Raw genomic sequence first — 12,357 nt, 5'->3', positions numbered from 1 at the left:
AAGTTTTCGTCATAAAAAAGCGAGGCAGAAATAATATTGTCCCCGCCTCGTTTCTCTTATAAATATAAAATTGCAAGTGTTAGTAAGCTAGCTACAAGACCAATTCCCCAGAAAAAGAAATCGACCTTCCATTCGCTCCAAGCTTTACCATGTCCTGACAAACCACCTAATTCAAAATGATGATGAACTGGTGTCATCCGGAAAATCCTTTTACCACCGGTCAATTTGAAATAAGAAACCTGCATCATAACCGAAGTTGTCTCAAAGACATAGACAATTCCAATGATGAGAAGCGTCCATTCTTGATGAAGCGCCATCGAAATGGCTGCCAACATACCACCGAGAGCTAAACTTCCTACATCACCCATAAAAATTTTAGCTGGTTTATGATTGAAAATGAAGAAGGCAAGCAGACCGCCAATCATACTCAAAATGACAATTAAAATATCAAAACGATGCTGAACAGTCGCAATAACTGCATAAGCTGCTAAGCTGATTGTAACAGAAATGCTAGCTAACCCATCAATACCATCTGTTAAATTGACTGCGTTGGAAAAACCGACCAGCCAAAAGAGTGCAAAAGCGATATAAAGATAACCTAAATGAACTGGGAAACCAAAAACATTGAGTAAGTCACCGCCACCATGAGTATCAAAGAAAAAGTAAAAAACAATACCACCAATAATTTGAAGAACTAATTTTTGTTTGGGATTTAAGCCTTCATTTATTTTGCGAAAAATCTTTAAAAAGTCATCCAAGAAACCAACAATACCGTACAAAACAAGAATAAACAATATCATCAAAGCAGCGCTTGAGAGTTCTCTTGATATAAGTGCAATCACAAAACTGGACAAAACGGAAGCTACCAAGAAAACAGTCCCACCCATGGTTGGAGTTCCCGCTTTTGCTTGGTGCTGCTTCACATCCTCGTGCATTTGTTGCCCAGAAATATGAGCTTTATGATAAAAACGAATAAAAGCAGGTATTCCAACCAGAGTTAGAATAAAGGTCACAACACCTGCAACGATAGCTTGTAACATGCTAATCTCCTAATGTAATTGTTATTTCTTTTATTTTCTTGAGTGATGCGTTGGTTTTGACACTTTGGGCAACGACCTTAGAGCCTTTACCCTTAACATGCACTTTTATGCCCAACCATTCACCGAATGTTTCAGCATTTTTCTTGGTCCAACTGTACATATCCGGCATTTCAGTAAAGTGATCTGTTAAGACAAGGATTTGCTGATTGGATTTCAGTGCTTCACCTGTTCTTACAGAAACTTTCTTAATATTTTTACCAGTACCTAGGATAATAGGTTGTACAAGATTGCGCCGTAACTCATCTGCTAAATCACCAGGGCTGGTATTTTTAGTAGATGGCATTTTATAAGTTATTTCTTTTGAAACTGACTTTAAAACAGGTGATTGCGTCGTCAAGTTCAACGTATCCTTCATCGCTGCAGCTTCTTCTAACACCGGATTGACTACCTCTTTCCAGAAGATTGGTTGGAAAGATTCTGAGGGCTGTTTCAGAGTTACATACATGATAAAATCAGGATTTTCTGCTGGTGTCATTGCCACAACAGAATAGATGTAATCATTTGCCCCTGTCAGATAACCACTGCCATTTTCTCCGGCAATTTGTGCTGTACCGGATTTAACTGCCACATTTTGATTAGGCACTTTGATAATCGGACCTTCTGCCTTGCTATATAATGTTCCGTAAATAGGATCTGTACCGACAGTCACCATATGGTCTCTCGTTGACTTAGCGGCATCTTTGGAAACGGGGTGCCCGACAATTTCTGTAGAAGCCTTACGCGCACTCCCGCTTTTGGAATCATAAATGGCACTGATGAATTTTGGTTCAACCATTACACCATCATTGGCGATAGAAGAAAAAGCACGTAACATCTGTATTTGAGTAACCGAAATTCCTTGACCAAAAGCACTCATTGCATACGTAACGATATTATCTGCTGGAAGACCGCCGTAATCTTCATAATTCATTCCAAAGCGTGTAGGTAATCCAAATTTAAACTTGCTAAGATAGTCTAGCCATTTTTCGTCACCCATCTTTTTCTCAAGAGAAGCCATTCCCACATTACTAGAAAGAGCAAAACCTTGAGCATAGGTTAATGTCTGTCCTTCAGAAAGTCCCATGTTGACATTCCAGTCTCGAATCGTTACATCCGCAATTTGTAAGCCACTATTATTATACGTTTCATTTTCTGGGAAAGTGTTATTGTCTATAGCTGCAGCTAGTGTCATGACCTTCATCGTTGAGCCAGGTTCATACTGATTTTGATAGAGAGCACTAGACCAAGCAAAGTCTTTTGTCAGATCTTGCTTTGTATCAGCATCAAAACTTGGACGCTGCGTCGTTGCAAGGATTTCTCCAGTTTGTGCACTGACTAATGTGGCACTGGCATAAGTTCCCTTAGCTTTTTCCACAAAAGCATTCATCCGCGTTTCAAGGAAAGACTGTAAGTCTGAGGATAATGTTGTATAAACATCTTTTCCATCTTGTGTTTGCCTTGAAACCTTGTCTGATCCCGGTACTATATTTCCGTTTTTATCTTTTTCATAGGTGATGACACCATTTGTTCCGGCTAACGTCTTGTTTAAAGCAGCTTCTAAACCTGTTGTTCCAGCAAGTGTTTTACTACCATCTTTATTTTCTTGTAACTGAGCCAATCCAATAAAAACAGAAGCAAAATTCCCATTTTTATAGCTTCTATTTGGACTAGTTGTGAAATCAACTCCCTTTACTTTTGCTTTTTTCAATTCCTCACGAATGGTATTCATATTGCTATAACTGATACCATTCCCTTGAGCACCAAACGAAACTTGTTGTAATTTTTTTCGAGATAGTTGTTTTTTGACGTAGTCCTTATCCATACCAAGATACTTGTTAAATACATCAGCTACCTTATCGTATTGAGATTCTTCTACATAGAGAATTTCTCCTGTTGCTGACTTATAACTTTTATCAATAACAGCATAAACATTATAGGAAGTTGCATCTTCAGCTATTGGCAAACCATTACGGTCATAAATAGTTCCACGTTTAGCTGGGACAATCTTTGTGATTTGATGCACTTGACTTGCCTGTTCAGCTAAATTCACGCCAAATTTCTTTCCCGTTCCAATGATAATTGCAAAATTGATTAGGAAAACAAAAAAGACAAAAACCGTCAAAACGCTTAGATTTTTCCCTACTCGTCTACGGTTGTAACTAGGATTCCTACGATTTTTCAAAGCATGGTTTAAAATTCGTCTTCTGAGTCCATTCATGCTCTACTCCGCCGTTCTGATATTTTCATTATTCTGAGTCATTTCTTGCGAACTCGCTAATTTTGACAAACGTTCACTACGGATCAATTCATTAACCTCTTGCTTGGCATCATCTAACTCTGTTCGCTTCGCCTCGATTTTTGAATTGACAGTTGTTAAATCACGCTGCACTTGCAATAATTTTGTCTGCATAAATACGACACTTGTCGCTAAGATAACTGCCGTCAAGACTATAGCGCCATAAAATGCCTTTTCAACACGAGAAAATCTTTGAATACGCGCCTGAAGTATCTGACTAGTCGTTCTTGGTCTATTATTTGCCATCTCAATCCTCACTTATGTACTTTTTGTGCCACACGCAGTTTGGCTGAATGCGCGCGATTATTGTTATCTAGTTCTTCTTTACTTGGTAAAATAGGTTTCCGAGTAACCAATTTCATTTTAGGTTGTAAATCCTCTGGAATAAATGGTAAACCTTTCGGGACCTCCACTGTTGAAGCTTCTTTAAAAAGCTGCTTGGTCAAGCGGTCTTCTAACGAATGAAAGGTAATCACAGAAATCCGCCCATCAACTGCTAACAAATCCATCGCCTGTTGAATGGACTCATCTGCTGCGCCCAATTCATCATTGACCTCAATACGAATAGCTTGAAAAATCTGTTTAGCTGGATGACCTTTTTTCTTTAATTCCTTGGCAGGCTTAGCAGATTTAATAATCTCCGCCAACTCCGTAGTGGTTTCAATCGGTTTCTTTTCACGCATTTGCTCAATTTTACGAGCAATTTGTTTTGAAAATTTATCTTCTCCATACTTAAAAAAAATCCGCACTAAATCATGATAGCTATATTGATTAACTACTTCATATGCTGTTAGCTTTGCCTCACGATTCATTCGCATATCAAGCGGAGCATCTTGTTTATAGGAAAAGCCACGCTCACGCTCATCAAGTTGCGGACTCGAAACTCCTAAATCATAACAAATACCATCAATTTCTTCAACACCCAGCTCATTCAAGCGAGCTTTTAAATGACGAAAATTATCATTGATAAAAGTCACCATTCCTTGTTCAACATACGACGCTAAGCGTTTTTGAGCATGCTCAATAGCAGTCTGATCTTGATCAAAAGCATATAGACGACCGTTTTCCCCTAATTTACTCAATAAATATTCACTATGTCCTGCCCCACCTAATGTTGCATCAACATAGACTCCATTTGGTTTTATATCAAGTTGATCAATGGTTTCGTGCAGAAGAACTGTCACATGATGAAATTCATTTGTCATATCTTTACTATTATACCACAAAGATTTAAAAAAAGAATTTTAGAATCATGTAAAGTTTTTTGTCAATTATACTTGACATATCAACCAAGGATTTTTATAATAAAATCACAAACGTCAGTTATATTTGACATCAAAATAAGGGGGAATGCATGAATCATGTGAGAGAATTCCGAAATAGTCTTGGGCTATCACAATTAGAACTTGCTAAAAAGACCGGCGTTTCGCGGCAGACAATTAACATGATTGAAAACAACAAATATAATCCCACACTAGAACTTTGCATTAACCTAGCACTAGCTTTGAAGACAGACCTAAACACACTTTTTTGGAACAAGTAAAAAATAGAAAGACTAAATTCAAATGAATCTTCAACAATACAAAAAAATTATCTTACCTCTTCTAGCTATTCTCCTTATCATTTCCTTCTACTTTTTCTTCACCTTGACAGATCCAATCTTGTTCTGGGTAGATGTGGCAGTGATTGCTGGTTGCATATTTTTCGGTCGAAAACTTTTAAAAAAGGACTAGACTTCTTACGCCTTCCTTCTCGTCTTTTAAGCTGCTTTGTGGTAAAATAAAGTCATTATTCTATGAAGGAAATTACAAATGTCACGTTTCTTATCCAGATTATCTCCTGCTAGGCGCATTTTATTGAGCTTTGCCCTTGTGATTGTGGTAGGCTCTCTTCTTTTAAATCTGCCTATTATGCAGACAGCGACCTCTAAAGCTAATTATTTTGACCACCTCTTTACATCAGTTTCAATGGTTTGTGTGACGGGGCTTTTTACGCAGTCTGTTGCAGATACTTACAATATTTGGGGGCAAATCATCTGCATGCTCCTCATTCAGATTGGCGGATTGGGGCTGATTAGCTTTATTGGGCTGATTTATGTACGTTCCAATCAAAAGCTCAGTTTTTCCAATCGTACTACTTTACAAGAAAGTCTTAGTCGAGATGAGACAAATTCTATTCGCGACTTTCTTCGCTCCATTTTTCTTATTACTTTCAGCATTGAAGCTCTTGGAGCATTTATCCTCAGTTTTCGCTTTGTCCCCCTTTTAGGATGGGGAAAAGGACTTCTAACCTCCATTTTCCTTGCTATCTCTGCATTTTGTAATGCTGGATTTGACAACTTAGGAAGCACTAGCTTATTGGCATATAAAACAGATGCCTTGGTCAATTTGACCATTGCTGCCTTGATTATCATGGGAGGCTTGGGTTTTTCAGTTTGGTTTGACTTAAAAACAAATATCCAGACAAAAGGACATAAGCGAAAATTGCGCTTTCACACAAAATTGGTCCTTGCTTTAACAGCTCTCATCTTAATCAGCGGAACCTGCTTGACATTTCTAACAGAATACCAAAATACAGCTACGATTGGTCGACTTCCCTTTGAAAAGAAACTTTTAGTCAGCTTCTTTCAAACCGTCACCATGCGGACGGCTGGATTTGCAACAATTGACTATACACAAGCTCGCCCAGTTACATTGCTCCTTTACATCATTCAGATGTTTCTAGGAGGTGCTCCCGGAGGAACGGCAGGGGGACTGAAAATCACTACTTTTTTGGTCGTATTAGCCTTCGCCCGAACGGAAATCCTTGGCTTGCCTCATACTAATTTTGGCCACCATACGTTTTCTCCCTCTACCATTCAAAAAGCCTTTAGTGTCTTGATTGTCTTTACAACAACCTTTATCATTGGCTTGACTTTTTTGACTATGGTCGCTGATAATGGACATCGTTTTATTTACTTAATGTTTGAAGCCATGTCTGCTCTTGGAACGGTGGGCGTAACGGCAAATCTAACACCTACTTTAAACCATGCCGCCTTAACGGTGATTATGTTTTTGATGTTTATCGGACGTATCGGACCATTGACCTTAATTGTCAGTCTTTCCAATCGAAAACCGAAGAAAAAAGACACAATTAAATTTGCCAATGCAAATATTATTATTGGATAGGAAGGAATTTTATGGATAAACGAACAATCGGTATACTGGGGCTGGGAGTTTTCGGTCGCAGTATCATTAACACACTTCGCAAATACAACTGCGATATTATAGCTGTCGATGACCATGAAGATGTCATCAATCATTTTGAACCTATTTTAGCGCGAGGTGTGGTCGGCGATATTACAGACCATGATTTGCTTCAGGCGGCAGGGATTGATACCTGTGATACGGTAGTGGTCGCTACTGGAGACAATCTAGAATCGAGTGTCCTTGCTGTTATGCACTGCAAATCGTTAGGCGTTGAAAAAGTAATTGCCAAGGTGAAAAGTAAAACAACCAGAGAAGTCTTGCTAAAGGTCGGAGCAGACCGCTGCATCTCCCCTGAGCGTGAAACAGGGATTTCACTTGCAAAAAATATCCTGCATCAAGCTACGACTGACGTCATTGAACTAGATAAAAATGTATCTATTATTGAATTTTATCCACCTCAGTCTTGGATTGGTAAAAATTTAGCCCAATTAAAACTTCGTCAAAACCACAACCTCAATATCATTGGTTTTCGAGAAACACCCGACGGTGTTCTCAACATTGATACATCACCTGACTATACCTTTAAAAAGGACGAACTGTTGATGGCGGTTATTGACAGTCAAACATTTGACCACTTTGAAGATATTACAAAATAGATGAAAACATCGCTGAGAATTTTTCTCAGCGATGTTTTGTTACCTTTATTACGAATTTGGATCATCCAAACTTCGACCGTGCAAGCCTTTTTCACGTTGGACTTGACGGAGCTTTTCCGGTGTGATGTCATTACCCTCTTCATCCACAATTTTAATCCCTTCAATGTGGTGGCGAACGCTACGACGATAGCCTTCAATGTATTCTTCACGCAATTTAGCTTGCTCTACTTTTTCTTCTGGCGTTAGGCCAACTGTTTTTTTCTTTTTGGCAAGTTCGTTGATACGTTCGATTTTCTTTGGTTCCATTTTTCCCTCCTTGGATTATTTTGTATTGATTTGGTTAAATTGTGCCACTTTTTTGGCTTTCGTCATTAAGGCAGCTAAGAGTGCCAAACGATTTGCTCGGATTGCTTCATCTTCAGCCATAACCATAGTATTGTCAAAGAAAGCGTCAATCACTGGACTTAAAGCGAAGAGTTGCTCAATATTATCTGCTAAGTCATCAGATAACGTTAAGTTTTCTACTGCTGCATGAAGAGCTTTTTCTTCGGCATTTTCAAAGAGGCTCTCGTCCACAACACCAGCCGTTTCTGCTTTTTCTGCCAAGTTAAAGACACGTGCTAAACTTTCGACCGACGATTTGAAAGAATCTTCTTGTGCTTTTTCTGCCAAAAGACTTGCTGCTTCAACCAAGTCCCGCACAACAAACGTTGAACTATTTAAAACAGAAGACACGATATCTTTTGGAACATCGCTGTCCATCATTTTTTCAATACGTGCACGGAAGAAATCAAGCACTTGTTCTTTATTGCTATATGTGAGACTGTCAAATTGCAGCGCATAAATCTCTTCTATCAATTCATCTAAAGCAATGTGCCAACCAAATTTATCCAAAATGCGCACGACACCTTGCGTTGCTCTACGAAGAGCATAAGGGTCATTTGAACCGCTTGGAATGAGTCCGACTGAGAAAAAAGAAAGAATCGTATCCATCTTGTCTGCAATGGCTAAAATGGCACCAATTTTCGTGTCTGGCAATTCACCATCACTGGCAGTTGGCAAATAATGCTCCCGAATGGCTTTAGCTACTGCTGTGTTTTCTCCTGCAAGCAGGGCATATTTTTCCCCCATGATACCTTGCAGCTCATCAAACTCACCAACCATACCAGTCAACAAATCAAACTTGTAAATAGCTGCAGCTCGCGCTACGTCTTTCATTTCTTGCTTAGATAACTGAGCTTTTTCTGCTAAAAGGGCTGCAATTTTTGCTGTTCGCTCCATGTGCTCTGCTAGAGAGCCGATTTTTTCATGGAAGGTCACATTTTTCAACTTTTCAACCAAATCAGAAATAACCAATCGTTGGTCTTCGCGCCAGAAAAATTCTGCATCTTCCAAACGAGCTACCAACACTTTCTGATTCCCTTTGACCACATTTTCGAGATGTTCTGCATTTCCGTTACGTACCGATACAAAATATGGAAGTAGCTTGCCATTTTCGTTACGAACAACAAAGTAGCGTTGATTGACTTTCATGGAAGTCACAAGGACTTCCTCAGGTACATCTAGGTAACGCTCGTCAAAACGTCCGATAAAAGCGGTTGGGTATTCAATCAAATTCAGCACTTCATCCAGCAAATCTTCGTCAATCTCCACATGAACATTGTGCATTTTCTCGATTTCTTTGATTTGATCCAAAATCATGTTTTCGCGTTCCATTGGGCTGGCAATGACAAAAACTTTGCGCAAGTCCTCTTCATAAGAATCTGCTGACTGAATCTTCACTTCATGACCGAGAAAACGATGACCCCGACTTGTCCGTCCGCTTTCAATATCGAACAAATTCATCAAAAAGGACTCATCGTCCAACAACACAGTTAGGGTATGAACGGGACGGATATATTCAAATGTATTGCTCCCCCAGTGCATATTGACCGGAAAGCTTAGTGAAGTCAGCACATCAACAACTCCGTCAATCAATTCTTCAACAGGTTTTCCGATTTCTTGCTTGGTCACATAGACATATTCTTCGCCTTTGATGTCACGAAATGTGATATCTTCAACCGTCAAGCCTTTTCCACGAACAAAACCTTGCGCGGCTTTGGTGAAATTTCCCTCTGCATCCAAAGCAATCTTCTTGCTTGGACCTTTAAAATCTTCTGTTAAGTCCGTTTGCTTCTCACTTAAATTGGACACGCGCACAGCCAAGCGACGAGGAGTTGAAAACATTTCAATCTTATCAAAAGTTAAACGATTGTCTGTTAAAAAGGCTGCCATTTTATCACGTAATTGCTTCATACTTGGTGTTACGACATAGGCCGGCATTTCTTCCAGCCCTAACTCAACCAATAAATTCTTTGTCATTTTTATTCCTCCTCAGCCAATAATTTCTCACGTGTTGCTTCATCTAATAATGGATAGCCTAGTCGTCTGCGCTCTGCCACAAAAGTTTTAGCAACAATACGTGCCAAATTGCGAATCCGAGCAATGTAACCTGCCCGCTCCGTCACCGAAACAGCTCCACGAGCATCCAATAAATTAAAAGTATGAGAACATTTCAATACATAATCATAAGCAGGATGAACGAGATTGTATTCTAAACAGCGCTTCGCCTCTGCTTCAAAATGATCAAAATTTGCTAAAAGCAAAGCTTGGTCGCTCACTTCAAAACTGTATTTTGAATGTTCAAATTCTGGTTGGCGGAAGATTTCTCCGTATTTTACGCCATCAGCCCATTCAATATCATAAACAGAATCCACCTCTTGGATATAAGATGCCAAGCGCTCCAAACCATAGGTAACTTCAGATGTCACTGGGTTGGTAGGCAAACCACCGACCTGTTGGAAATAAGTAAACTGCGTGATTTCCATACCGTCAAGCCATACTTCCCATCCTAGACCTGCAGAACCTGTTGAAGGATTTTCCCAATTGTCCTCTACAAAGCGAATATCATGTTCCAACGGATTAATTCCCAATAACTCCAAAGACTGCAAATACAGCTCTTGAATATTACTTGGACTTGGTTTCATCACAACTTGAAACTGGTGGTGTTGGTAAAGGCGATTCGGATTTTCACCGTAACGTCCATCTGCTGGACGACGTGAAGGCTCTACATAAGCTGCATTCCACGGCTCAGGACCAATGGCACGCAAGAAAGTATAAGGACTCATGGTACCAGCACCTTTTTCATTATCGTAAGCCTGCATAAGCATACAGCCCTGATCATTCCAGAATTGCTGCAACGTTAAAATAATTTCTTGAAAAGTCAACTTCTTTGACATAAGATACTCCATTCTTTTTATGATAATATTCTTACTAACCTGAGTTTATAGTAGAAATAACACTAGCGTCAACAAGTGAATCAATTTGACTGACAAAACAAAAAGCAGAACTGCACTTGACACGATACCTATACAGATTTGTATAGGGGCGTCAAAACGCGGTTCCACCCTAGTTTATTACTTCATTGTTAATATAGCCTTAAGATAACATCAAGGACTAAAATTTACCGAAAGCTCCATCTTCATTTAGCTCTTATCTGGCTTCCACCATCCCAGACTCGCTAGCAAGTAATTGCATGAGACTTCTTTCATACAAAACATTATAGCAAGAAATAGGAAATTTGTAAAAGGAAAATATTTTATTTTACATTGGGTATCAAAAAAAGTCAACAAAAGTGTCTAATTTTTCTTTCTTGCACTCTTCACTAAAGTTTTCAAATCTATTTTTTACCTTGTTCATTCATTTCTTGCTTTCTCACAATTTCAAATTGAATTTTTGAATTTCCCGTTGTTTGTTTTAATATCTTTTCAGCCATTTTTTCTGGGGTTACTAATCTAAATGTACTATCCCTAATATATTTAGTTAAGTAGGTTTTAAATTCATCACATTTTTCAATTAATCTCGTTTTCTCCGAGAATTCATCGGCAATTTTTGTATATTCATCAAAGTTATTTACCTTAGAAATTTTTTCAAAAAAATTACTAAATAGGACAACTTCCTCATTAACTGCTGTTTTTAACTGAGAAAGTTTGACATCATCTTGAATGACGATACTTAATAACAAATCATCTCTTAAATCTATATAGTGATAATATTTATTAATTAAGTGTTTATAATAATATTTAACGAACTCAGTTTTGAAATCCAATTTCTTTGCAACATTTTCGACAAACCATATCCCCTCATCACGAAACATTGTCTCAGCCTTTTTCAACTCATTCAAAATTTGATAAGATCTTTCAGCTCGTTCAATCGTAAATTGTAAGAAGATGCGTTCTCGTTCGTTTTCCTCTTGTTTATCAAAATATTCTCGTTGTAGCTTATGTTCTTCTTGTAATTGCTTTGTTTGTTGTTTATTCTGGATATGTGCGACATACACAGCTATCCCACCACCAACCAATGCTCCAAGCGTTGAACTGATAAACTGTGAATTTAAAAAATTACCCAAGTTTTGACAAATATCTACCTTATCCATAATAATTTCTATCACCTATACTCCAAATTTCATTTAATTATCAATTGATATACCCTTTTCATCTAATAGTTTATTAAATTTTGAAGAATATTCATCGTTTAAAATATTCAATATATCCTGAGATTTATGTTGTATATCAGGACAAATAAAGCCTTAAATTATTTTCATCCGAATCTTTTTTAGAAAATAATACATACAAAATAGTAAAATTGTACCAATAAATCCTCTAATAGTCAATAAATTCATCTCTTCTCCCTAACTTTTCAATTATCTTCTAGCATTCTTTCGTTTAGCACACATAAAGAAAAGACGTTTTTCGTACCATCACAATATCAAAACCATTCCCAAAATCCAAATAGTATCAACCACAATAATTCTCCTTTATCTATATTTTATTAATTCCTCAACAACTTCATTAATTTTATCTATCTCTTCATCAACTATTTTCATGAAATTGTCAAAATTAATATCTACATAATACTCAATAAAATCCCTAAAATAATTGTCCGGAGTTGAAAACTGGGAATAAGGAATTTCTTTAATAGAATAATGAAAAATATTATTTCTAAATTGACTATCTCTAAGAAAATATTACCTTTTACGTAAATAGTAGTTTGTATTTTTTCTGCTAAACCAGAATTAATACTTTTGGAATATTTACTTA

12 protein-coding genes are annotated in these 12,357 nt (G+C 37.8%); 4 read left to right on the top strand and 8 right to left on the bottom strand.

Features of this window, described 5'->3' with window-relative positions; genetic code table 11:
• Positions 1 to 56: 56 nt before the first annotated feature.
• The 4 genes from mraY to rsmH are packed head-to-tail and all read right to left on the bottom strand — an operon-like array spanning position 57 to position 4,580.
• Positions 57 to 1,040 carry a phospho-N-acetylmuramoyl-pentapeptide-transferase gene (mraY, locus tag SanJ4206_RS01690; RefSeq protein ID WP_004224230.1) on the bottom strand — a complete coding sequence of 328 codons (984 nt, stop codon included), beginning with the start codon at positions 1,038 to 1,040 and terminating at the stop codon, positions 57 to 59.
• A gap of 1 nt (position 1,041) precedes the next feature.
• Entirely contained in the window at positions 1,042 to 3,297 is a 2,256-nt protein-coding gene (gene pbp2x, locus SanJ4206_RS01685) for a penicillin-binding protein PBP2X (protein ID WP_004224232.1), read from the bottom strand.
• A gap of 3 nt (positions 3,298 to 3,300) precedes the next feature.
• The gene (ftsL, locus tag SanJ4206_RS01680; protein ID WP_003031041.1) at positions 3,301 to 3,621 is read right to left on the bottom strand and encodes a cell division protein FtsL; all 321 of its coding nucleotides are present in this window, start codon (positions 3,619 to 3,621) and stop codon (positions 3,301 to 3,303) included.
• Positions 3,622 to 3,629: 8 nt separating this feature from the next.
• Positions 3,630 to 4,580 carry a 16S rRNA (cytosine(1402)-N(4))-methyltransferase RsmH gene (gene rsmH, locus SanJ4206_RS01675; protein ID WP_004224235.1) on the bottom strand — a complete coding sequence of 317 codons (951 nt, stop codon included), beginning with the start codon at positions 4,578 to 4,580 and terminating at the stop codon, positions 3,630 to 3,632.
• Positions 4,581 to 4,729: 149 nt separating this feature from the next.
• Between rsmH and SanJ4206_RS01670 the strand changes: the two genes are divergently transcribed.
• The 4 genes from SanJ4206_RS01670 (at position 4,730) to SanJ4206_RS01660 (ending at position 7,219) form a co-directional block, all read left to right on the top strand.
• Positions 4,730 to 4,918, top strand: a complete 189-nt coding sequence (locus SanJ4206_RS01670; RefSeq protein WP_004224238.1) for a helix-turn-helix transcriptional regulator — start codon at positions 4,730 to 4,732, stop codon at positions 4,916 to 4,918.
• Between the two features lie 22 nt (positions 4,919 to 4,940).
• Entirely contained in the window at positions 4,941 to 5,108 is a 168-nt protein-coding gene (locus SanJ4206_RS09830; RefSeq protein ID WP_003043314.1) for a hypothetical protein, read from the top strand.
• 78 nt (positions 5,109 to 5,186) lie between these two features.
• On the top strand, positions 5,187 to 6,542 hold the full coding sequence (locus tag SanJ4206_RS01665) for a TrkH family potassium uptake protein (protein WP_022525351.1): 1,356 nt from the start codon (positions 5,187 to 5,189) through the stop codon (positions 6,540 to 6,542).
• Between the two features lie 11 nt (positions 6,543 to 6,553).
• A complete protein-coding gene (locus SanJ4206_RS01660) occupies positions 6,554 to 7,219 on the top strand; it encodes a potassium channel family protein (protein ID WP_003043350.1) in 666 nt (221 codons plus the stop codon).
• 48 nt (positions 7,220 to 7,267) lie between these two features.
• Here SanJ4206_RS01660 and SanJ4206_RS01655 read toward each other — a convergent pair whose 3' ends face one another.
• The 4 genes from SanJ4206_RS01655 to SanJ4206_RS01640 all read right to left on the bottom strand — a co-directional run bounded on the left by SanJ4206_RS01655 (position 7,268) and on the right by SanJ4206_RS01640 (position 11,693).
• A complete protein-coding gene (locus SanJ4206_RS01655; RefSeq protein ID WP_003025937.1) occupies positions 7,268 to 7,525 on the bottom strand; it encodes a DUF896 family protein in 258 nt (85 codons plus the stop codon).
• Positions 7,526 to 7,540: 15 nt separating this feature from the next.
• Positions 7,541 to 9,580 carry a glycine--tRNA ligase subunit beta gene (gene glyS / locus SanJ4206_RS01650; protein ID WP_003043240.1) on the bottom strand — a complete coding sequence of 680 codons (2,040 nt, stop codon included), beginning with the start codon at positions 9,578 to 9,580 and terminating at the stop codon, positions 7,541 to 7,543.
• 2 nt (positions 9,581 to 9,582) lie between these two features.
• Positions 9,583 to 10,497: a glycine--tRNA ligase subunit alpha gene (gene glyQ / locus SanJ4206_RS01645; RefSeq protein WP_003025941.1), complete on the bottom strand. Its 915-nt coding sequence runs from the start codon at positions 10,495 to 10,497 to the stop codon at positions 9,583 to 9,585.
• Positions 10,498 to 10,937: 440 nt separating this feature from the next.
• Entirely contained in the window at positions 10,938 to 11,693 is a 756-nt protein-coding gene (locus SanJ4206_RS01640) for a hypothetical protein (RefSeq protein WP_004224253.1), read from the bottom strand.
• Positions 11,694 to 12,357 lie beyond the last annotated feature (664 nt).

The sequence above is a fragment of the Streptococcus anginosus genome, from assembly GCF_001697145.1.
Taxonomy (GTDB): domain Bacteria; phylum Bacillota; class Bacilli; order Lactobacillales; family Streptococcaceae; genus Streptococcus; species Streptococcus hominis.
The sequence above is the reverse complement of the archived record's forward strand: the minus strand, read 5'-3'. Positions and strand labels throughout refer to the sequence as shown.